The sequence below is a fragment of the Pseudomonas guariconensis genome, assembly GCF_024127895.1.
GTDB lineage: Bacteria > Pseudomonadota > Gammaproteobacteria > Pseudomonadales > Pseudomonadaceae > Aquipseudomonas > Aquipseudomonas guariconensis_B.
In genome coordinates this window covers 1-21,489 of sequence record NZ_JAMYBK010000040.1, presented here as the reverse complement: position 1 = coordinate 21,489, position 21,489 = coordinate 1, and the positions used below count along the sequence as shown (strand labels likewise).

Below are 21,489 nucleotides of genomic sequence, written 5' to 3'. Positions count from 1 at the left end.
CCCCTGCAAACCACATTACTTGTGATCGACTCGACCGCCCTGTGGGAGCCGGCTTGCCGGCGATTGGGCCAGCCCTGACACCACCGACATATGGCAAGGGCTACGCCCTTGTTCGCGGGCAAGCCCGCTCCCACAGGCCCCTGCAAACCACATTACTTGTGATCGACTCGACCACTCTGCGGGAGCCGGCTTGCCGGCGATTGGGCCAGCCCTGACACCACCGACATATGGCAAGGGCTACGCCCTTGATCGCGGGCAAGCCCGCTCCCACAGGGGCCCCGTTGCTCTTTCGGTCTCTGTTCTCTGCGCGACAGCGTAGCCCGAAGGGCTGGGTGATCTCCCAGAATCACGCCGTGCTTGAAGTCAGCGCTGGGGCGGGCTTGCCCGCGAATGGGGCTGGCCAGGCAAAACAGCGCTCAAGGCTTCGCCACCGTCTGCGCCGCCGCCTCTGCCCGGGCCTCGATCGCCTTCAGCTCTGCCGCACTGCGCTCGATGTCGTCGCGCAGGCGGTGATATTCCGCCCGCTGCCGCTGCCACCAGGCCTTGGTCGAGCAGTGCCCGCTGATGCCCCGGGCCAGGGCCATGCCACCCACTGCGACCTGCAACAAGCCAAGCAGGCCGCCATGACGCAGCCCCTTGCTGATCATCAGGGCACCGCCGGCCAGTGAGCTGGCGCGTTCCCAACCATGGACATTGTGGTCGCGCGACAGGCTTGGCGAATGGATATCGAGCATGGAAAGGCCTCCTCCAAGGGTTGGTATGCAGCTGACCCTGGTGAAAATCCCCCGTTCCTTCCATGTGCCGAACGGACCTTGGGCTGTACGAAAAATGATCGATCGTAGGGCGATTCGTCATGTCTGGATGACTTTCCTGTCGTATCTGGGCATGCATCTCGCGACAGCCTCTGGGCCGCTGTGCTCAAATAGCCAGATGCTACTGAAGCCCTTGTTCCACGTGGGTTCCAGGGCATAAGCCGTTCATCGAAAAAGCTGTAGACATATTGTCTAACGCTCCCCTATATTCGTTATACAAACTGTAGACACAGAGCCATGACAACAAAGAAGGCCACCATGAAAGCCACCGCCAACCTCCAACCGATCAGCGCCGACGCGCCCCAGGACCGCAAGGTCGTCCTGGCCGACGCCTTGCGGCGGCGGATCCTCAGCATGGAGCTCGCGCCCGGGGCGGTGGTGGACGAACTGGCCCTGTGCGACGAATTCGGCCTGTCGCGTCCGCCGGTGCGTGAACTGCTGCGCCAGATCGCCGCCGAGGGCTACATCGAGCTGGAAGCCAACCGCGCACCACGGGTGGCGGCGATGAACCACGAGTCGCTGCACAGCTTCTTCCTCGCCGCACCGCTGATCTACGTGGCCACCACCCAGCTGGCCGCGCTCCACGCGAGCGCAGCCGAGGTCGAGGTACTCAAGGGCATCCAGGCGCTGTTCCGCAAGGCCATCGAGGAGCGGGACGTGGAAAACCGCGTGCTCTACAACGATGCCTTCCACCTGGAGATCGGCAAGATGGCGCACAACGACTACCTGCTGCCGAGCCTGCGTCGGATCCTCATCGACCATACGCGCCTGGGCAAGATCTTCTACCGCCACCCCACCACCGACGACATGCAACGCGACCTGGAGCTGGCCTGCGACCAGCACGACCAGGTCATCGAGGCGATCGAGCGGCGGGACACGGAGACCGCCGGGCGGGTGATTCGCGCACACATGGAGCTGTCGCGCCGGCGCATGGCCGAATACGCCGCGCCACAGGGGATGGACGTGCCCTTGGCGCTGTGAGGTCCAGTCACCGCCATGGCGGTGATCGCAAGTCAACAACAATACCCAGGTTCATGAGATGACAAGAATAACTTCGTTGCCTGCCGATGATACCTCCTGTGGCTGGTACCACCTGAGCAAGCCCCGGCAGCCCCGTCCGGCCCACAGTGGCAACAGCAAGGCCCGTTGGGTCGTGGTCGGCGCCGGCTTCACCGGCCTGGCCGCGGCGCGCCAGCTGGCAACGAACTTCCCCGATGACCAGGTCGTGCTGATCGAGGCCCAGGAAGTGGGCTTCGGCACCTCCGGGCGCAACGCCGGTTTCGCCATCGACTTGCCCCATGACATCGGCGCCGAGGACTACATCGGCGACATCGACATCGCCAAGACCGTCCTCAAGCTGAACCTGGGTGGCCAGTCGTTCCTCAAGGAACTGGTCGAACGCTACGACATCGATTGCCAGTTCACCCACTGCGGCAAGTACCAGGCCGCCGTCGAGGACCGTGGCATCGCCGTGCTGGACGCCTACCGCCGTGGCCTGGACAAGCTGGGCCAGCCCTACGAGATGATCGACGGCCGCGACCTGCCCGAGCACATCGGCACGCATTTCTACCGCAAGGGCCTGTTCACTCCCGGCACCGCGCTGATCCAGCCGTCCGCCTTGGTCAAGGGCCTGGCCGACAGCCTGCCGGCCAACGTCTCGCTCTACGAGCACACGCCGATCACCGACGTGGAGTACGGCGACAAGGTGGTGCTGCGCCACGCCAACGGCTCGATCACTGCCGACAACCTGGTGCTGACCACCAATGCCTTCGGCATGAGCTTTGGCTTTCTCAAGGGGCGCATGCTGCCGGTGTTCACCTATGGCAGCCTGACCCGCCCGCTGACCGAACAAGAGCAGGCACGCCTGGGTGGCAAGCCATACTGGGGCGTGATTCCGGCGGATCCGTTCGGCACCACCTTGCGCCGCACGCCCGACAACCGCCTGCTGATCCGCAACAGCTTCAGCTACAACCCGGACGGGCGTGCCAACCGCAAGTACCTGGAGCGCTTCGTCCACCGCCACCGTGCCTCGTTCGAACGGCGCTTCCCGATGTTGCCCGGGGTGGACTTCGAATACACCTGGGGCGGTGCCCTGGCCCTGTCGCGCAATCACATGGGCTTCTTCGGCAAGTTGGCGCCGAATGTATACGGCGCATTGTGCTGCAACGGCCTGGGCGTGACGCGCGGCACCGTCACCGGGAAACTGCTGGCCGACTGGCTGGCGGGCGAGCGAAACGAGTTGATCGATTTTCTCCTGAACGCCCCTGGGCCTTGTGCGAATCCACCGCAGCCCTTGGTTTCCCTGGGCCTGAACCTGAACCTGATGTGGGGGCAGTACCGCGCCGGAAAAGAAAGCTGATGGCTCGCTAGGTTAACGAATCGCGTGTCATCCGCCGGGCGCAGTGTGCCCGGCACGGGCGCCCCTTGCCCGAAATCCACGGTCGAGATGTGCAGTTCGATCAAACGGGACTGAATGCTGTTTTCGGTTTCGCGGATTCGCTCGTCCTGAACAAAGCGCAATACAGAAGTAACAGGAACAATAATGACAAGTCCGAATATTTCCGTTGAAGATGTACCGATCAACCGTTTTCACCAGTTGCTGACCCTGCGGTCCGGCGGCGGCTCGTTCGTCGATGGCTACGTGCTGAGCATCATCGGCGTGGCCATGGTGCAGATGTCCGCTGGCCTGGGCCTTTCCAGCTTCTGGCAGGGCATGATCGCCGCTTCGGCGCTGATCGGCATCTTCTTCGGCGGCTTCCTCGGTGGTTGGCTGACCGATCGCCTCGGGCGCAAGCGCGTGTTCTTCGTTGGCCCGACCTTGTTCATCCTGGCTTCGCTCAGCCAGTTCTGGGTGGAATCGGCCGTGGCGCTGTTCCTGCTGCGTTTTTCCATCGGCATCGCCGTGGGCATCGAATACCCGGTGGCCACCTCGCTGCTGGTGGAGTTCCTGCCGAAGAAGAACCGTGGCCCGCGCCTGGCCACCCTGACCATCCTCTGGTTCGCCGGTGCTGCCTTCGCCTACATCCTCGGCGACGTCATCCTGCGCCAGGGGGGCGACGAGGCCTGGCGCCTGGTGCTGGCCAGCCCGGCGCTGATCGGCGCGCTGTTGCTGCTGGTGCGCATCGGCACCCCGGAGTCGCCGCGCTGGCTATTGAGCAAGGGGCGCGCCGACGAGGCCGAGGCGGTGATCCGGCAGGTCTATGGCAACGGTTTCTCCCTGCGCAACCTGCCGGAAGAGCCTGAGCAGAAGAAGCTCTCGTTCCTCAGCCTGCTGCACTCGGGGTATGGCAAGCGCATGCTGTTCGTCACCATGTTCTGGACCTGCTCGGTGATCCCGGTGTTCGCCGTGTATGCCTTCGCACCGAAGGTGCTCGCAGCGCTCAACCTCAAGGGCGACTGGGCCTCGGTCGGCTCGGTGGCCATCACCTTGCTGTTCGTCGTCGGCTGCATCATCGCCACGCGCCTGATCAACACCCTGGGGCGGCGCAGCATGCTGATCCACAGCTTTTGCTGGTCGGGCCTCGCACTGCTGGGGCTGGGCGTCTTCCACGCCGGTTCCGAGATGGTGATCCTCGGCCTGTTCGGCGCCTACGCCCTGTTCATCGGCGGCGCCCAGGTGCTGCAACTGGTGTACCCGAACGAGCTGTTCCCCACCGAGATCCGTGCCGGCGCCGTGGGCGTGGGCACCTCGATGTCGCGGATCGGCGCGGCGGTCGGCACCTGGTTGGTGCCCATGGCCCTGGACAGCTACGGCATCGCGTTCACCATGTACGCCGCCGCCATCGTCACCTTGGTTGGCCTGGTCTTCTCCTGGGCCCTGGCTCCCGAGACCCGCTCGCTGAACCTGCAGCAGGCCGCTTCCCTGAACTGATGCGCAAGATGTCGCACCGGTTCGCCGGGGCGACCTGAACAACACCGATCGTTGCACTGGAGGACTCACTGTGAAATTCGAAGGCATCTACACCCCGGCAATCACGCCCCTGGCCGCGGATGGCTCCATCGACAAGGCCGCGTTCGCCGAGGTCCTGGAGTACCTGGTCGCCGCCAAGGTCCATGGCGTCATCATCGGCGGCTCTACCGGCGAGTACTACGCCCACACCGCCCAGGAGCGCTTCGACCTGGCGGCCCAGGCCAAGGACGTGCTCAACGGCCGCCTGCCGCTGATCGTCGGGACCGGCGCGATCCGGACCGAGGATTCCGTGGCCTTCGCCAAGCACGCCAAGGAAATCAAGGCCGACGCCCTGCTGGTCGGTACGCCGCCCTACGCTTTGCCGACCCAGCAGGAAATCGCCCTGCACGTGAAGGCCGTGGACGCCGCTGCCGACCTGCCGATCATGCTCTACAACTACCCGGGCCGCATGGGCATGAGCATGGGCGAGGCGTTCTTCGACGCGGTCGCCGACGTGAAGAACATCGTCGCCATCAAGGAAAGCTCCGGCGACATGAACCAACTGCACCGCCTAGCCACCCAGCGCCCGAGCATCTCGCTGTCCTGCGGCTGGGACGACCAAGCCCTGGAGTTCTTCGCCTGGGGTGCCAAGAGCTGGGTCTGCGCCGGCTCCAACTTCATCCCGCGCGAGCACGTGGCCCTGTACGAGGCCTGCGTGCTGGAGAAGGACTTCGACAAGGGCCGCCGCATCATGGCCGCCATGATGCCGCTGATGGACGTCCTGGAAGGGGGCAAGTTCGTCCAGTCGATCAAGTATGGCTGCGAGCTCAATGGCCTGGCCACCGGCGGCGTGCGGGCCCCGCTGCATGGCCTGGATGGCGAAGAGAAAGAGGCCCTCAAGGGCGTCGTGGCCGAACTCAAGCGTACTGTCGCGCAAATCACCGGAGGTGCCTGAAATGGCTGAATTGCTGAGCAAGGAACAGTACGCGGCCATCGCCGCCGAACTGCAACCACGAACCCAGGCGTTCATCGATGGCGAGTTCCGCGATGCGCTCTCGGGCCGGACCTTCGTCACCACCAACCCGGCCACCGGCCAGCCGTTGGCCGAAGTCGCCGCCTGCGACGTGCAGGACGTCGACCTTGCCGTCGCTGCTGCCAAGCGCGCGTTCGAAGACGGCCGCTGGGCCAAGCTGCAACCTGGCGAGCGCAAGCATGTGCTGCTCAAGTTCGCCCAACTGCTGGAAGACAACGCCCACGAGCTGGCCGTGCTGGAAGCGCTGGACAGCGGCAAGCCGGTCAGCGAGTGCCAGAACGTCGATGTGCCGGAAACCATCCACACCCTCCGTTGGCACGCCGAGCTGATCGACAAGATCTACGACAACACCGCCCCGACCGGTAATGCCGCCGTGACCATGGTGGTGCGCGAGGCCATCGGCGTGGTCGGCCTGGTGCTGCCGTGGAACTTCCCGCTGCTGATGCTGGCCTGGAAGATCGCCCCGTCGCTGGCCGCCGGTTGCTCCATCGTGGTCAAGCCGGCCAAGGAAACCACCCTCAGCGCCCTGCGCGTGGTCGAGCTGGCCCATGAGGCGGGCATTCCACCGGGCGTGTTCAACATCACCCCGGGCGGTGGCCGCGAGGCGGGCGAGGCGATCGGTCGCCACATGGACATCGCCATGGTCAGCTTCACCGGCTCGACCGATACCGGCCGCCTGTTCCTCAAGTACGCCGCCGAGTCCAACCTCAAGCGCGTGGTGCTGGAGCTTGGGGGCAAGAACCCGGCCGTGGTCATGAACGACTGCGAGGACCTGGACGAAGTGGCCCAGTTCGTCACCGCCGGTGCGTTCTGGAACATGGGCGAGAACTGCTCGGCGTCCTCGCGCCTGATCGTCCATGAGGACGTCAAGGACGAACTGCTGAAGTTGGTGGCCAAGCACCTGGGCGACTGGAAGCTGGGCGACCCGTTGGACCCGGAGAATCGCTTGGGCGCGATGGTCAGCAAGTCGCACTTCGAGAAGGTCAAGTCCTACCTGGAGTATGCCGCCGAGCAGAAGCTCTCGGTGGTGCAGGGTGGCCAGACCGAGTCGGGCGTGTTCGTGCAGCCGACCATCGTCGATGGCGTGGCCCGCGACAGCAAGCTGTTCATCGAGGAGATCTTCGGCCCGGTGCTGAGCGTGACCACCTTCTCGACCATTGACCAGGCCATCGAACTGGCCAACGACACCGTCTATGGCCTGGCCGCCTCGGCCTATACCGGCAGCCTGCGCAATGCCTTGCGCCTGTCGCGGGAGATCCGCGCCGGCGTGGTGACGGTCAACTGCTTCGGCGAGGGCGATGCCTCGACGCCGTTCGGTGGCTACAAGGAGTCTGGCTTCGGTGGGCGTGACAAGTCCATCTGGGCCCATGACCAGTACACGGAGCTCAAGACCATCTGGATCAACGCTTCGTGATCCGAGCAGTACCGGTGCTGTTCTGACGGCGTTCGGCACCGATCCCGGCACTGCCTGTCATGCAGGCAGTGCTGGCCTATTCGCGGCGGCGCCCCGCGCTCACCTCATTTCTTGAGCAGCTGCGCCAACCCGGCGAACGGGTTGTGGGTCGCCTTGTCGATCTTCGGCGTGCTCAGCGAGCCTTCGCTGAAGTACTGCTGGTCGGTGTAGCGGGCATGCTCGTTGTCATGGCAATACAGGCACAGCAGTTCCCAGTTCGAACCGTCCTGGGGGTTGTTGTCGTGGTTGTGGTCACGATGGTGCACGGTCAGCTCCGACAGGCGCTTGCCGGAAAACTCCCGGGCGCAGCGGCCGCAAACGTGCGGGTACATCTTCAGCGCCTTGTCGCGATAGCCCATTTCCTTGTCGCGCTTGGCATCGGCGAGGATGCGGTCGAGGCGGGCGGTGGCGGCGGACGTGGAGGCCGAACTCATGGGGTATTACCTTTCTTGTAATCAGGCGGATGACGGTTATGCCTGCGAGTCTAGCGCGGCTGGCGGGGTGTCGGACAGGCAAAACGATCATATTCGGCTTAGCCTGTAGGAAGATTTCTAGCAGGAGGTTGCTGATGTTCCATGCGATCCTCGCCGTACTGATCCTCGCCAGCGCGCCCGTGGCCGATGCCGCCAGCCTGCAGCCACGGATCGTCACGCCCGTGCCGGGTGCCCCGGGCACCCCGACGCCGACACCCTATCCGCAGATCACGCCCAGCACCCCGCCCAAGACGGGCGACCACCAGCCCGGTGCGCCCTTGCTGCCACCGATGCCCGTGCCCGGCCCACCCAAGGACCAACCCTTGCCGGGCCTGCGGCAGGACCCGCCGAGGCCCCCCGTGACTACGCCACGCCCAGTTCGTTGAGGACGAACGCATACTCCAGCGCCACGTCGCGCAGGCCCTGATAGCGCCCGCTCATGCCGCCGTGCCCGGCGCCCATCTCGGTCTTGAGCAGCAACAGGTTGTCGTCGGTCTTGCAGGTGCGCAGGCGCGCCACCCACTTGGCCGCCTCCCAGTACTGCACGCGGCTGTCGTTGTAGCCGGCGACCACCAGCATGGCCGGGTAGGCCTGGGCCTTGACGTTCTCGTAGGGGGCGTAGGCCTTGATACGCGCGTACACCTGCGGATCCTCGGGGTTGCCCCATTCGTCGTACTCGGTGACGGTCAGCGGCAGCTCTGGGTCGAGCATGGTATTGAGCACGTCGACGAACGGTACCTCGGCGATGGCGCAGCGGAACAGCTCGGGGCGCTGGTTGAGCACCGCGCCCATCAGCAGGCCGCCGGCGCTGCCGCCGCTGATGACCAGGCGCTCGCGGCTGGTCACGCCCTCGGCGACCAGGTGTTCGGCGCAGGCGATGAAGTCGTCGAAGCTGTTCTGCTTGTGTGCTTGCTTGCCGGCCCGGTACCAGGCCTCGCCCAGCTCGCCACCGCCGCGCACATGGGCGATGGCGAAGGCCACGCCACGTTCCAGCAGGCTCAGGCGAGCGTGGGAGAACCAAGGGTCGAGGCTTTCGCCATAGGCGCCGTAGCCGTAGAGGTAGAGCGGTACGCAGCGGCCCTGGTCCTGGCGGCGGCGCACCAGGCTGATCGGTACGCGAGTGCCGTCTCCGGCGACGGCCCAGAGGCGCTCGCTGACATAGGCGTCGGGGTCGAAGGCGCCGAGCACCGGGGTTTGCTTGAGCACGGCCTGCTCACCGCTGGCCAGTACCAGCTGGCGCACCTGGGCCGGGCGGTTGAGCGCCTCGTAGCGCAGGCGAATGCGCGTGCTGGTGAATTCCAGGCTGTCCTGCACGTAGAGGCTGTAGGCCGCATCCGGCAGCTCGACGCGGTAGGGCGCAAGGCCCTGGGGGCGGACCTCGATGATCGGCAGGCCGCCTTCGCGCAGGCTCAGGGTCAGGGCGCCGGCATTCAGGTTCAGGCCTTCGAGCATGACATCGTCGCGGTGCGGCACCAGCGCCTGCCACTGGTCGCGGCTGGGGACTTGCTCGGCCGGCGCGTGGAACAGGGCGAAGTTGATGCCGTCCTGGTTGCTGCGGATGAACCAGCGCCACTGACCGTCGAGCTGGCCGTGGTCGGGGAAGTACTCGTGGCCCTCGACCCGGGGCGCCAGGCAGGTGAAGGGCGCCAGCGGGGTTTCGGCATCCAGCACCCAGGCTTCGCTGGTGGTCTTGCTGTTGAGCGACAGGACCAACTGGCGTTCGGAGCTGGCCCGGTAGCAATGCAGGAAGAAGCGGCCGTCGGGCTCTTCGAACACCGTCGGTGCGCTGTCTTCGCCCAGGGTATGGCGACGCAGGCGCCAAGGGCGGTGGGTGTCGTCCAGTTCGGCGAAGAACAGCGTGCGGCTGTCGTTGGCCCAGGTCATGCTGCCGTCGCAGTCCTCGAAGGGCAGGGCGGTGACGCTGCCGCTGGCCAGGTCCTTGACGTACAGGGTGTAGACCTCGTCGCCGCTGGTGTCGAGGCTGTAGGCCAGCAGGCGATGGTCGGGGCTGACGTTGAACGTGCCGAGGGCCAGGAAGCCGCCAGCGGCCAGCGCGTTGGGGTCGAGCAGCAGTTGCTCGCGGCTTTCATCGACTGTGTTGGCGTCGTCCTCCGGGCGCGGGCAGCGGTAGTGGCGCGGGTATTCGTCGCCGGCGGTGGTGCGGGTGTAGTACAGGTATGGGCCCCAGGGCGAGGGCAGCGACAGATCGGTTTCCAGGATGCGGCCTTTGATTTCCTCGAACAAGTGCTCGCGCAAGGGCGCCTGGTCGGCCAGGCAGGCCTCCTGGTAGGCGTTCTCTTCGGCCAGGTAGGCCAGGACCTCGGGGGTGTCGCGGGCTTGCAGCCAGGCGTAGGGATCGGCGCCCGGGGCCTGGCGGGCGATGGGCGGCTGGAGCGTGCGGGTGGTGGCGGGCATGGAAAGTCTCTTGGCTGTGGGCTCGTGCTGGCGAGGTGGCCCCCTTGCGCGGGCCCGCCCCCACAGGGCCCGAGTCGATCACCGATGAGAGGGTTCGCAGGACCTTGTGGGAGCGGGCTTGCCCGCGAAGGGGCCGCTGCAGCAGCCCTCGGTTGGCGGTGGACGCGCCGGCATCCGGAAAAGTGTTTATCATAGGCATCTCTTTGCCTGGCTTGCACGAACACCATGACCGAGAACGACTACACCCTCGCCTGGGGCCTGTACGCTTTTGCCGCCCTGGGCTGCCTGCTGGTGGGCTTCAAACTCACCGGCTGGATGTGGCGCTGGCTGCGCGAACCGCTGCGGGTGGTCCTGGCGGTGCTGCTGCTGACCCCGACCATCGTCGACCCGGTCAAGGAAAGCTTCGCCCCGGCCATCGCCATCACCACCCTGGACCTGGCGTTCAAGGTCGGCAACAACGCCTGGCGCGCGGCGTCGGACCTGGCCATGTACGGCATGATCGCCTTCGCCGTCTACATCCTCTTCGTCCTGCTGCGCTGGCCGCTGGAAAAACGCGCCCGCGAACGCAGGGAGAAGGCCGAGGCCACCACCCGGCGCCAGGCCGAAGAGGACGATGAGGTGATGGCCGCAGCGCCAGTGGCCGCCGATCGCCGCGACCGCTACCGCGACGACCCGCCACCGGCCCCGGCCGGCCCTGGCCGTGTCGAGCCACGCCTGTAAGCGGAGAGCCACGAGCATGTGCGAACTGCTGGGCATGAGCGCCAACGTCCCCACCGACATCGTCTTCAGCTTCACCGGCCTGATGCAGCGCGGCGGACGGACCGGCCCGCACCGCGACGGCTGGGGCATCGGCTTCTACGAAGGGCGCGGCCTGCGCCTGTTCCAGGACCCGGCGGCGAGCAGCGAGTCGGAGGTGGCCAACCTGGTGCAGCGCTACCCGATCAAGAGCGAGGTGGTCATCGGCCACATCCGCCAGGCCAATGTCGGCAGGGTCTGCCTGGCCAATACCCATCCGTTCGTCCGCGAGCTGTGGGGGCGCAACTGGTGCTTCGCGCACAACGGCCAGCTCGGCGACTTCCGTGGCGAGACCACCTTCTACCGGCCGGTGGGCGACACCGACAGCGAGGCGGCCTTCTGCGACCTGCTCAACCGCGTGCGCGTGGCCTTCCCGGAGCCGGTGGCGGTGGAACAGCTGCTGCCGGTGCTGGTCGAAGCCTGTGCGGGGTACCGCGGCAAGGGCGTGTTCAACTGCCTGCTCAGCGATGGCGACTGGCTGTTCTGCTTCTGCTCGACCAAGCTGGTGCATATCACCCGACGCGCGCCGTTCGGCCCGGCGCGGCTGAAGGATGTCGACCTGAACGTCGACTTCCAGGCCGAAACCACCCCCAACGACGTGGTCACGGTGATCGCCACCGAGGCCTTGACCGAGAACGAGACCTGGCAGCGCTACGAGCCGGGTCAATGGGCCCTGTGGCGGCATGGCGAAAGCGTCGCCCAGGGGCAGAGCTAGGAAGCCCGTCCATGTTCAGAAGCTACCTGCGCTTGCTGCTGTTCACCTTCGGCCTGCTGGCCGGCATCCAGGTGCCGGGGCTGATCGAGGCCTACAGCCAGCGGGTCGAGGCGCACCTGTTCGAATCGCGCCAGGCCCTGTCGGGGTTCGAGGAGACCGCGCAGCGCTTTTTCAATGGCGACCTGCAGGCCCTGGTGCGGCACTACCGCAGCAGCGACGACCCGGTGTTCAACAGCGATGCCAACAGCATCGAGAGCCTGCTGCTGCGCAATCGCCTGCTGGAGCGCGAATGGCAGGCATTGCAAGGGCCGTGGGTGAGCCGTACCTGGCATGTGCTGGTGCAGCCCGACCCGCAGCTGCGCGAGGAGACGCTCAAGGGCTACAGCTACCAGATCCTGCTGGTGCCCGAGGCGATCGGCTGGGGGCTGGGGGCCGGGTTCGTCCTGGCGCTGGTGGTGGAGAGCCTGTTGCTGCTGGTTGGCTGGGCGATCCTCGGGGGGCGGCGCAAGGCGGTGAAGGAGAGCTGGCGCTAGGGGCTGGGCGCACCCTTGGTAATCTTGGGGCTGGACTGGAACGGGCACCCCACCGGGTTCAGACCAGCACGATCCGCTGCCCACCCACATCCCGCGCATACCGCTCCAGCACCTGCCTGCACAGCGCCACCACCTCGTCCACCAGTTCCACCCCAGTCTGCCAGGCCACCACCAGCTCCAGGCTCGGCGGTGGCTGCAAGCCTTCCAGCAACACCAACTCGCCCCGGGCCAGTTCGGCATCGACCAGCGCCGGGGGCAGGGCACCGATGCCGAAGCCGTCGCGCAGCAGGCGGGTGATGGCCGCCACCGAGTTCACGCAGTTCAGCCGTGGTGTCTCGGCACCCGCGGCCTGCAGCAGGCTGAGCACTTCCTGGTGCGGGCGTGAGTTCTTCGAGAAGGTGACGATGCGCTCCCGGGCCAGCTCGGCCAACGAGGCGTAGTCGCGATGATGGAGGGAGCCTGCGGCGACGATCCAGCCCATGGGGTAGCGGGCCAGGTCGGTGCTGCGGATCGACTCCTGGCGCAGCAGGTCGGTCTGCAGGATCACGTCGAGAAAGCCCTTCTGCAACTGCTCGCGCAGGTTCAGCGCGGTATCGGCCACCAGCTCGATTTCCACCTGCGGATAGCGTTCGCTGAGTTCGGCCACCAGGGCGCTCATCCAGGTGTGGATCACCGTGTCCATCACGCCGATGCGGATCCGCCCGACCTTGGCCCGGTCGCTGTCCAGCGAGCGCTTCATGGCCTTGGCGGTGTCGAGCATGCGCTCGGCGTACTCCAGCACCTTGCTGCCCTCCGGGGTCAGGCTGACCCCGCGCGAGTCGCGCAGCAGCAGCTTCACGCCCAGGTCCGCCTCGAGGGCGGCGATGCGGCTGGACACCGAGGCCTGGGTGGTGAACAGCTTCTCGGCGGTGAGGCGAAAGCTCTTGAGCCGGGCGACCCAGACGAAGGTTTCGAGGAATCGGAGGTTCATGGTGTGCTCGCAGGGGTGATCAGGTTTTCTTATCCCAGACAGACGGATTTTATCGTTGGACGCTCACCCCACGGCCTCTGAACAATGGCGCCCAGGCCGCGACGGTACCCGTCGCTCGCAAAACAATACCAACAAGCCGAGGCAATCATGAACCCATCCGGCATGCAGCAGGCATCTTCCCCGGTGTCGACCGGCCCCTTCGCCTGGTACCGCGACATCGACCGACAGCAACGGCGCACCTTCTGGAGCTGCAAGATCGGCTATGGCCTGGACGGCATGGACACTCAGATGCTGAGCTTCGTCATCCCCACCCTGATCGCCCTGTGGGGCATCACCACCGCCGAGGCCGGGCTGATCCACACCAGCACGTTGATCGCCTCGGCCCTGGGCGGCTGGATCGCCGGCATTCTCTCCGACCGCATCGGTCGGGTACGGACCCTGCAGTTGACGGTACTGTGGTTCGCCTTTTTCACCTTCCTCTGCGGCTTCGCCCAGAGCTACGAGCAATTGCTGGTCGCCCGCACCCTGATGGGCTTCGGCTTCGGTGGCGAATGGACCGCCGGCGCGGTGCTGATCGGCGAGGTGATCCGCGCCCAGGACCGTGGCAAGGCGGTGGGCATGGTGCAGTCCGGCTGGGCCATCGGCTGGGGGCTGACGGCGATCCTCTATGCGCTGCTGTTCTCCTTCCTGCCGCCCGAGCAGGCCTGGCGGGCGCTGTTCCTGCTGGGCATCGTGCCGGCGGTGTTCGTGATCTTCGTCCGCCGCCTGGTCAAGGACCCGGAGGTGTACCGGGCAGCCAAGGCCGTGGAAAAAGCCGAAGCGCCTTCGCACTTCTACGAGATCTTCGCCCCCGGCATGCTCTGGACCACCCTGCGCGCCTCCCTGCTGACCACCGGCGCCTTGGGCGGCTACTACGCCATCACCTCCTGGCTGCCGACCTTCCTCAAGAACGAGCGCGGCCTGAGCGTGCTGGGCACCGGCGGCTACCTGGCGATGGTGATCGTCGGTTCCTATGTCGGCTACGTGATCAGCGCCTACCTTACCGACCTGCTGGGCCGCAAGAAGAACTTCATCCTGTTCGCCGTGGGGTCGTTCATCATCATCCTGCTCTATACCCAGATCCCGGTCAGCGATGGCGTCATGCTGTGGCTCGGGTTCCCCCTGGGCTTCTTCGCCTCGGGCATCTTCAGTGGCATGGGTGCCTTCCTCACCGAACTGTTCCCCACCCGCATCCGTGGCTCGGGGCAGGGTTTCTGCTACAACGTCGGCCGTGCCATCGCGGCGTTCTTCCCGCTGCTGATCGGCCTGCTCAGCCAGAAGGTGCCGCTGGGCCTGGGCATCGGCGGGTTCGCCGCGGTGTCCTATGGCGTGGTGATCCTCGCCGCGTTGAGCCTGCCGGAAACCCGCGGCAAAGAACTCCAGGCGCGGTAAGGTAGGCATATGAACATCGACAGGGGAGCCCGCCAGGTGAAACGCCTGCTACTCAATTGCGACATGGGTGAGAGTTTCGGCAGTTGGCGCATGGGCCTGGATGCCGAGGTCATGCCCTACATCGACTGCGCCAACATCGCCTGCGGCTACCACGCCGGCGACCCGGGCACCATGCGCCGCACCGTGGCGCTGGCCCTGGAGCACGGCGTGACCGTCGGTGCCCACCCGGCCTACCCGGACCTGGTCGGCTTCGGCCGCCGCTCCATGGCCTGCAGCACGGAGGAGATCCGTGACCTGTTGCACTACCAGATCGGTGCCCTGGATGGCATCTGCCGGGTGCTCGGTGGCCGCGTGGCCTACGTCAAGCCCCATGGCGCGCTGTACAACGACATGATGGCCGACCCGCTCAAGCTGCGCACCGTGCTGGAGGCCGTGGCCGCCTACGATGCCAGCCTGCCGCTGATGCTCATGGCGACCGCCGACGACAGTGCGGCCCGTGCCCTGGGCGAGAAAGTCGGTGTGCCCTTGTGGTTCGAGGCCTTCGCCGACCGTGCCTACACCGCCAGCGGCCACCTGGTTTCGCGGCGCCTACCCGGCGCGGTACACCACGACCCGGCATTGGTGGTCGAACAGGCCCTGCGCCTGGCCCGGGGCGAGGCGCTGGTGGCCGACGATGGCAGCGCCGTTCGGCTACACGCCAGTACCTTGTGCGTGCATGGCGACAACGACAGCTCGGTGGCTGCCGTGCGGCAGATCCGCCAGGCCCTCGACGCCCTGGAGCAGCCATGAACCCACGTATCGAGGTGGTGGCCGTCGACAGCCTGATGGTGCGCCTGTTCGACGTCATCGACGAGACCAACATGCCCTGGATCCTCGCCGCCAGCCAGCGCCTGCGCGCGGCGTTCGGCGCGCGCCTGGTCGAACTGGTGCCGTCCTACACCACGCTGATGGTGCAGTTCGACCTGGCGCCGGGCGCGGCGAGGGCACTGATCGACCAGGCGCTGGAAGGGCTGCGGCCCGATACGGGCAATGCCGGGCGCCGGCACGAGCTACCGGTGTGGTACGACGCCAGCGTCGGGCCCGAGCTGCCACTGCTGGCCGCGCGCAGCGGGCTGGGCGAGGCGGGGGTGATCCGTTTGCACAGCGAGCGCGAGTACCCGGTGTTCGCCCTGGGCTTCGCCCCCGGTTTCGCGTTCATGGGCCTGGTGGACGAACGCCTGGCCACGCCGCGCCTGGCTACCCCGCGCAAGCGCGTGGCAGCCGGTAGCGTCGGCATCGCCGAGCGGCAGACCGCCGCGTATCCGGCGGTATCGCCGGGCGGCTGGAACCTGATCGGGCGTACCCCGGTGCGTTTGTTCGACCGTGGGCGCGAGGGCTACAGCTTGCTGCAACCCGGCGACCGGGTGCGCTTCGTGGCGGTGGATCGCGCCGAGTTCGTCAGGCTGGGCGGTGACGATAGCCCGTTGGAGGCCCAGGCATGAGGCAGTTGAGGATCGAGGCCAGCACGGCGCTGTGCCAGTTGCAGGATGCCGGGCGGTTCGGCGTGTGCCACCTGGGCGTGACCCAGGGCGGGGCGCTGGACTGGGTGGCGATGAGCTGGGCCAACTGGCTGCTGGGCAATGCCCTCGGTGCGCCGGTGGTGGAGGTGGCGCTCGGCGGCTTCAGCGTGGTGGCCGAGCAGGATTGCGTGCTGGCCCTGGCCGGGGCGGATCTGGAGGCGCGGGTCGATGATCGGCCATTGGCGCCGTGGCGCAGTTTCACCCTGGGCAAGGGCCAGCAACTGACCCTGAAACAGCCTCGCCAGGGCGTGCGTGCCTACCTGGCGGCTCCGGGCGGCTTCCAGGGCGAGGCGGTGCTGGGCAGTTGCGCGACGGTCGTGCGCGAGGCGTTGGGTGGGATCGATGGCCGGGGCGGGGCGTTGGTCAAGGGACAGATGCTGGTGTTCGGCGAGGCTTCGCCGGCGTTGCGCGAAGTGCCCGAGGCGTTGCGCCCGGCCCATGAGGCGAAGCCTGTTCTGGACCTGGTGATGGGCGCGCAGATCGGTGCGTTCAGTGGCACCAGCCTGTTCGAGGCATTCAACAGCGACTGGACCCTGGACAGCCGCGCGGACCGCATGGGCATCCGCTTGTTGGGGCCTCGACTGGTCTACCAGGGGGCGCCGATGATTTCCGAAGGGATACCGCTGGGAGCGGTGCAGGTGCCGCCGGATGGGCAGCCGATCGTGTTGCTCAATGACCGGCAGACGATTGGTGGTTATCCACGCTTGGGCGCGTTGACGCCGCTGGCGCTGGCGCAACTGGCGCAGTGCCTGCCGGGGGCGGTGGTGCGGTTCAGGGCGGTGGTGCAGGAGCAGGCCTGGCGGGAGCAGCAGGGGTATCTGGGGCGTTGGGGCTGAGGCTGGGGCCGCAAAGCAGCCCCAGCTTACTTGGACAGATAGCGCATCCCGTCTTCCAACCCTTGCAAGGTCAGCGGATACATCTTGTCCTCGACCAGCTCGCGCACCAGGTGCGTCGAAGCCGTGTAGTCCCACGTCTGTTTCGGGTACGGGTTGATCCAGATGATCTTGCGGAATTTCTCCATGAAGCGCTGCATCCACACGTACCCGGCTTCCTCGTTCCAGTGCTCGACGCTGCCGCCCGGCTGGGTGATCTCGTAGGGCGCCATGGCCGCGTCGCCGACGAACACCACCTTGTAGTCGTCGCCGTACTTGTGCAGCAGGTCGAAGGTCGAGAAGCGCTCGGAGGTGCGGCGCAGGTTGTTCTTCCACACCGACTCGTAGATGAAGTTGTGGAAGTAGTAGTACTCCAGGTGCTTGAACTCGGTCTTGCAGGCCGAGAACAGTTCCTCGCAGACCTTGACGTGGGCATCCATGGAGCCGCCGATGTCGAACAGCAGCAACAGCTTGACGGTGTTGCGCCGTTCCGGGCGCATCTGGATGTTCAGCAGGCCCGCATCGCGCGCGGTGTGGTCGATGGTGCCGTCGATGTCCAGCTCTTCGGCTGCGCCTTCACGGGCGAACTTGCGCAGGCGGCGCAGGGCCAGCTTGATGTTGCGCGTGCCCAGCTCGACCTGGTCGTCGAGGTTCTTGTACTCGCGCAGGTCCCACACCTTGACCGCCTTGCCCTGGCGCTTGCCGGCATCGCCCACGCGGATGCCCTCGGGGTTGTAGCCGCCACTGCCGAACGGGCTGGTACCGCCGGTGCCGATCCACTTGTTGCCGCCGGCGTGGCGTTCCTTCTGTTCCTCCAGGCGTTTCTTGAATGCCTCGATCAGCTTGTCCAGCCCGCCCAGGGACTGGATCTGCGCGCGCTCCTCGTCGCTCAGCGAACGTTCGAACTCCTTGCGCAGCCAGTCCTCGGGGATCAGCGCCTGCAGGTGCCGGTCGAGGTTCTCCAGGCCCTTGAAGTAGGCGGAAAAGGCCCGGTCGAACTTGTCGAAATGCCGTTCGTCCTTCACCAGGATGGCCCGGGCGAGGTAGTAGAACTCGTCCATGTCGGCGAACACCACGCGCTGCTGCAAGGCATTGAGCAGGTCGAGCAGTTCGCGCACCGACACCGGCACCTTGGCCGCGCGCATTTCGTTGAACAGGTTGAGCAGCATGGCCGGCTCCTGTCAGCGGTTGCCGCGCCGGCTCATGAAGGCCAGGCGTTCGAGCAACTGCACGTCCTGCTCGTTCTTCACCAAGGCGCCGGCCAGCGGCGGAATGGCCTTGGTCGGATCGCGCTCGCGCAGCACCGCCTCGCCGATGTTGTCGGCCATCAGCAGCTTGAGCCAGTCGACCAGCTCGGAGGTGGAGGGCTTTTTCTTCAGGCCCGGCACCTTGCGCACGTCGAAGAACACGTCGAGCGCTTCGCTGACCAGTGACTGCTTGATGTCGGGGAAGTGCACGTCGACGATGCGCTGCAAGGTGTCGCGGTCGGGGAAGGCGATGTAGTGGAAGAAGCAGCGGCGCAGGAAGGCGTCGGGCAGCTCCTTCTCGTTGTTGGAGGTGATGATGATGATCGGGCGCTGCTTGGCCTTGATGGTCTCGTCGATCTCGTAGACGTAGAACTCCATCTTGTCGAGTTCCTGCAGCAGGTCGTTGGGGAACTCGATGTCGGCCTTGTCGATCTCGTCGATCAGCAGGATCACCCGCTCGTCGGCCTCGAAGGCTTCCCACAACTTGCCCTTCTTCAGGTAGTTGCGCACGTCGTGGACTTTGTCCACGCCCAACTGCGAGTCGCGCAGGCGGCTGACCGCGTCGTACTCGTAGAGGCCCTGGTGGGCCTTGGTGGTGGACTTGATGTGCCAGGTGATCAGGCGGGCGCCGAAAGAGGCGGCGAGCTGCTCGGCGAGCATGGTCTTGCCGGTGCCCGGCTCGCCCTTGACCAGCAGCGGGCGTTCGAGGGTGATGGCCGCGTTTACCGCCAGTTTCAGGTCGTCTGTGGCGACGTAGTCGCGGGTGCCTTCGAACTTCATGGATCTGTCCTCTGCGGGGTGTCTGTAGCGGCCCTATCGCCGGCAAGCCGGTACAGGCAACACATGTTCGTGATTTGCCACCGACTATAACGCGGGGCTGGGCAGCTGGAAACGCAGACCGGGTATTCAGTCGCTGAATGCCCCGTCACGCTCGCTCAGTCGGCATCCGGCGGCGGCTGCTCGTAGCGTGCGTTGAACGCTCGGATGAACCCATTGCGCAGGATCTGCAGGAATGCCTCGAAGGCGCTGATGTTTTGCTGGTGCACGCTGCCGCTAAGCTCCACGCGGGTGGCGAACTGGTTCTTCGGCTGGTTCTTGAGCACTGTCTCGCTGGCCCCGACCAGCGCTTCCCACACCGAGCGGAAGAAGCCCTTGTCCTTGTCCTGCACGTCCTGCTGCCAGTTGAACACGTCGACGTCACGCAGCAGCGGCTTGATGTAGCCGTCGAGCCGGCCGTTCTCGGCCTGGGCCTCGATCACCAGGTCGCCATGCCCGGCATTGAAGTCGAACTTGCCATAGGCACTGGCGAAATCGTTGAGGCGACGCAGTTCGATGCCGGTCGCGCGCAGGCGCAATTGGAAGTCGTCGAAATCACTGAACGGGTCGAAGATGGCGCGGCTTTCGACCTTGGCGTCGCCCAGCAGCACGGCGCTGGCGTCGAAGCTGGCGTCGCGCCGGCCTTTTTCGTCGCGCACGTTGGTCAGGTTACGGATGCTGACATCGAGCCGGGTCGCCTTGAGGTCGACTGGCGGCTTGGAGGTGAAGTTGCGAAAGGTCAGGGTGCCATCGTCGATGCGCACGTCGTTCAGGGTGATCGGCACGAGCTTTTCCAACTGCTGGCGCCAGTCGGTGCCCTGGCCGGTCTGGGAGTGTTGCTTGTCGCCGCCGTCGACGAAGTTCAGCACGGGGCGCACGAAGGTCACCTCGGCCACCACCGCCTGGTCGTACCACAGGGCGTGCCAGCTTACCGACAGGTCGATCAGGGGCGCATCGAGCAACGGTACTGGCACCTTGCCGGTGGTCTTGACGATCTCCAGGCCATTGATCTGGTAGGCGCCGCGCCACCAGGCCAGGTCCACGTCGACGATTCGGCCGTGGTAGTCGCCCATGTCGGCCAGCTTGTCGTTGAGGTAGTCGCGCACCAGGTAGGGCAGGGCCAGGTGCAGGGCCACCAACAGCACGAGCAGGCTGGCCAGGCCGACCAGTGGCCAGCGGTAGCGACCTTTCATCGGCAGGCTCTCCTTTGCGGGTTGTCCGGTTGACCGCGGGGCGCTTCGCCGAGTTCGAACGGGCTTTACGCCCCCCATGGGCAGGCTTACCCTTGAGGCTTTCCCTGCTCCTTCACGTTCAAGGACCCCTGCCATGAGCCGTATCTACGCAGACAACGCCCATTCCATCGGCAATACGCCCCTGGTGCAGATCAACCGCATCGCCCCGCGCGGCGTGACCATCCTGGCCAAGATCGAAGGGCGCAACCCGGGCTATTCGGTCAAGTGCCGGATCGGCGCGAGCATGATCTGGGACGCCGAGAGCAGCGGCAAGCTCAAGGCCGGCATGACCATCGTCGAACCGACCTCGGGCAATACCGGCATCGGCCTGGCGTTCGTCGCCGCGGCCCGTGGCTACAAGTTGATCCTGACCATGCCGGCCTCCATGAGCCTGGAGCGGCGCAAGGTGCTCAAGGCCCTGGGCGCCGAGCTGGTGCTGACCGATCCGGCCAAGGGTATGAAAGGGGCGATCGAGAAGGCCAACGAGATCGTCGCCGCCGACCCGGGCCAGTACTTCCTGCCGGGCCAGTTCGACAACCCGGCCAACCCGGCGATCCACGAGAAGACCACCGGCCCGGAGATCTGGAACGATACCGACGGCGCGGTGGACGTGCTGGTGGCCGGGGTGGGCACCGGCGGTACCATCACCGGTGTGTCGCGCTACATCAAGCACACCCAGGGCAAGTCGATCCTGTCGGTGGCGGTGGAGCCCGTGGCCTCGCCACTGATCAGCCAGACCCTGGCCGGCGAGGAGCTCAAGCCCAGCCCGCACAAGATCCAGGGTATCGGTGCCGGTTTCGTGCCGAAGAACCTGGACCTGTCGCTGGTCGACCAGGTCGAGACCGTCAGTGACGAGGCGTCCAAGGCCATGGCCCTGCGCCTGATGCAGGAGGAGGGCATCCTCTGCGGTATCTCCAGCGGCGCGGCGATGGCCGCGGCGGTGCGCCTGGCCGAGAAGCCGGAGATGCAGGGCAAGACCATCGTCGTGGTCCTGCCGGACTCCGGCGAGCGTTACCTGTCGAGCATGCTGTTCGCCGACCTGTTCACCGAGCAGGAGAATCAGCAATAAGCTCCAAGCGGCAAGAAAGAGCGGTTCGGCGCAGGGCCCAATGCCGGTCGGTTAAGCGGCGCTTTGTCATTTTTGGGGCTACCTTGCAGCCCATCGCCGGCAAGCCGGCTCCCACAGGGACCGCGGCGGCCCCACATGATGCGGTTTGCACGGACAATGTGGGAGCCGGCTTGCC

General features: G+C 66.1%; 21 protein-coding genes. 14 read left to right on the top strand and 7 right to left on the bottom strand.

Going from position 1 to position 21,489, the window contains the following annotated elements:
- Nucleotides 1–416: 416 nt before the first annotated feature.
- Nucleotides 417–734: a YgaP-like transmembrane domain gene (locus tag NJF35_RS23780; protein WP_225789848.1), complete on the bottom strand. Its 318-nt coding sequence runs from the start codon at nucleotides 732–734 to the stop codon at nucleotides 417–419.
- Nucleotides 735–1,070: 336 nt separating this feature from the next.
- On the opposite strand from NJF35_RS23780, the gene NJF35_RS23775 reads away from it, so the two are divergent.
- From NJF35_RS23775 to NJF35_RS23755, 5 genes are all read left to right on the top strand, one after another.
- Nucleotides 1,071–1,793, top strand: a complete 723-nt coding sequence (locus tag NJF35_RS23775; RefSeq protein ID WP_225789847.1) for a GntR family transcriptional regulator — start codon at nucleotides 1,071–1,073, stop codon at nucleotides 1,791–1,793.
- A gap of 58 nt (nucleotides 1,794–1,851) precedes the next feature.
- Complete coding sequence (locus NJF35_RS23770) at nucleotides 1,852–3,171, top strand: NAD(P)/FAD-dependent oxidoreductase (protein ID WP_225789846.1); 1,320 nt, start codon at nucleotides 1,852–1,854, stop codon at nucleotides 3,169–3,171.
- Between the two features lie 183 nt (nucleotides 3,172–3,354).
- Nucleotides 3,355–4,683: an MFS transporter gene (locus NJF35_RS23765; RefSeq protein WP_225789845.1), complete on the top strand. Its 1,329-nt coding sequence runs from the start codon at nucleotides 3,355–3,357 to the stop codon at nucleotides 4,681–4,683.
- Nucleotides 4,684–4,753: 70 nt separating this feature from the next.
- The gene (locus NJF35_RS23760; RefSeq protein ID WP_253091563.1) at nucleotides 4,754–5,656 is read left to right on the top strand and encodes a dihydrodipicolinate synthase family protein; all 903 of its coding nucleotides are present in this window, start codon (nucleotides 4,754–4,756) and stop codon (nucleotides 5,654–5,656) included.
- Between the two features lies 1 nt (nucleotide 5,657).
- Entirely contained in the window at nucleotides 5,658–7,148 is a 1,491-nt protein-coding gene (locus NJF35_RS23755; protein WP_253091562.1) for an aldehyde dehydrogenase, read from the top strand.
- 104 nt (nucleotides 7,149–7,252) lie between these two features.
- Here NJF35_RS23755 and NJF35_RS23750 read toward each other — a convergent pair whose 3' ends face one another.
- On the bottom strand, nucleotides 7,253–7,621 hold the full coding sequence (locus NJF35_RS23750) for a YajD family HNH nuclease (RefSeq protein ID WP_225789842.1): 369 nt from the start codon (nucleotides 7,619–7,621) through the stop codon (nucleotides 7,253–7,255).
- Nucleotides 7,622–7,755: 134 nt separating this feature from the next.
- On the opposite strand from NJF35_RS23750, the gene NJF35_RS23745 reads away from it, so the two are divergent.
- The gene (locus tag NJF35_RS23745) at nucleotides 7,756–8,046 is read left to right on the top strand and encodes a hypothetical protein (RefSeq protein WP_225789841.1); all 291 of its coding nucleotides are present in this window, start codon (nucleotides 7,756–7,758) and stop codon (nucleotides 8,044–8,046) included.
- On the opposite strand, the gene NJF35_RS23740 is transcribed toward NJF35_RS23745, so the two are convergent.
- Nucleotides 8,024–10,075: a S9 family peptidase gene (locus NJF35_RS23740; RefSeq protein WP_253091561.1), complete on the bottom strand. Its 2,052-nt coding sequence runs from the start codon at nucleotides 10,073–10,075 to the stop codon at nucleotides 8,024–8,026. The two genes, NJF35_RS23745 and NJF35_RS23740, sit on opposite strands and share 23 nt — an antisense overlap.
- Before the next feature lie 225 nt (nucleotides 10,076–10,300).
- Here NJF35_RS23740 and NJF35_RS23735 point away from each other — a divergent pair, with 225 nt between their 5' ends.
- The 3 genes from NJF35_RS23735 to NJF35_RS23725 are packed head-to-tail and all read left to right on the top strand — an operon-like array spanning nucleotide 10,301 to nucleotide 12,118.
- Nucleotides 10,301–10,795 (top strand): MFS transporter, encoded by a 495-nt coding sequence (locus tag NJF35_RS23735; RefSeq protein WP_225789839.1) that lies wholly within the window; start codon nucleotides 10,301–10,303, stop codon nucleotides 10,793–10,795.
- A 16-nt stretch (nucleotides 10,796–10,811) separates the two neighbouring features.
- Entirely contained in the window at nucleotides 10,812–11,585 is a 774-nt protein-coding gene (locus NJF35_RS23730) for a class II glutamine amidotransferase (protein WP_225789838.1), read from the top strand.
- Between the two features lie 11 nt (nucleotides 11,586–11,596).
- The gene (locus NJF35_RS23725) at nucleotides 11,597–12,118 is read left to right on the top strand and encodes a DUF2937 family protein (RefSeq protein WP_225789837.1); all 522 of its coding nucleotides are present in this window, start codon (nucleotides 11,597–11,599) and stop codon (nucleotides 12,116–12,118) included.
- A gap of 58 nt (nucleotides 12,119–12,176) precedes the next feature.
- On the opposite strand, the gene NJF35_RS23720 is transcribed toward NJF35_RS23725, so the two are convergent.
- Nucleotides 12,177–13,088: a LysR family transcriptional regulator gene (locus NJF35_RS23720; protein WP_225789836.1), complete on the bottom strand. Its 912-nt coding sequence runs from the start codon at nucleotides 13,086–13,088 to the stop codon at nucleotides 12,177–12,179.
- A gap of 147 nt (nucleotides 13,089–13,235) precedes the next feature.
- Between NJF35_RS23720 and NJF35_RS23715 the strand changes: the two genes are divergently transcribed.
- The 4 genes from NJF35_RS23715 to NJF35_RS23700 are packed head-to-tail and all read left to right on the top strand — an operon-like array spanning nucleotide 13,236 to nucleotide 16,914.
- The gene (locus NJF35_RS23715; protein WP_410900354.1) at nucleotides 13,236–14,519 is read left to right on the top strand and encodes an MFS transporter; all 1,284 of its coding nucleotides are present in this window, start codon (nucleotides 13,236–13,238) and stop codon (nucleotides 14,517–14,519) included.
- Between the two features lie 9 nt (nucleotides 14,520–14,528).
- A complete protein-coding gene (locus NJF35_RS23710; RefSeq protein ID WP_225789835.1) occupies nucleotides 14,529–15,308 on the top strand; it encodes a 5-oxoprolinase subunit PxpA in 780 nt (259 codons plus the stop codon).
- Complete coding sequence (pxpB, locus tag NJF35_RS23705; protein ID WP_253081667.1) at nucleotides 15,305–16,000, top strand: 5-oxoprolinase subunit PxpB; 696 nt, start codon at nucleotides 15,305–15,307, stop codon at nucleotides 15,998–16,000. Before NJF35_RS23710 ends, pxpB begins: the two co-directional genes overlap by 4 nt.
- Entirely contained in the window at nucleotides 15,997–16,914 is a 918-nt protein-coding gene (locus NJF35_RS23700) for a biotin-dependent carboxyltransferase family protein (RefSeq protein WP_253081666.1), read from the top strand. Before pxpB ends, NJF35_RS23700 begins: the two co-directional genes overlap by 4 nt.
- A gap of 26 nt (nucleotides 16,915–16,940) precedes the next feature.
- Here the strand turns inward: NJF35_RS23700 and NJF35_RS23695 are convergent, their stop codons facing one another.
- The 3 genes from NJF35_RS23695 to NJF35_RS23685 form a co-directional block, all read right to left on the bottom strand.
- The gene (locus NJF35_RS23695) at nucleotides 16,941–18,119 is read right to left on the bottom strand and encodes a vWA domain-containing protein (protein ID WP_225789832.1); all 1,179 of its coding nucleotides are present in this window, start codon (nucleotides 18,117–18,119) and stop codon (nucleotides 16,941–16,943) included.
- Between the two features lie 12 nt (nucleotides 18,120–18,131).
- Nucleotides 18,132–18,977, bottom strand: a complete 846-nt coding sequence (locus NJF35_RS23690; RefSeq protein ID WP_224456502.1) for an AAA family ATPase — start codon at nucleotides 18,975–18,977, stop codon at nucleotides 18,132–18,134.
- A gap of 155 nt (nucleotides 18,978–19,132) precedes the next feature.
- The gene (locus tag NJF35_RS23685) at nucleotides 19,133–20,206 is read right to left on the bottom strand and encodes a DUF748 domain-containing protein (protein WP_253091560.1); all 1,074 of its coding nucleotides are present in this window, start codon (nucleotides 20,204–20,206) and stop codon (nucleotides 19,133–19,135) included.
- Nucleotides 20,207–20,339: 133 nt separating this feature from the next.
- Between NJF35_RS23685 and cysK the strand changes: the two genes are divergently transcribed.
- A complete protein-coding gene (gene cysK, locus NJF35_RS23680) occupies nucleotides 20,340–21,314 on the top strand; it encodes a cysteine synthase A (protein WP_253081664.1) in 975 nt (324 codons plus the stop codon).
- Nucleotides 21,315–21,489 lie beyond the last annotated feature (175 nt).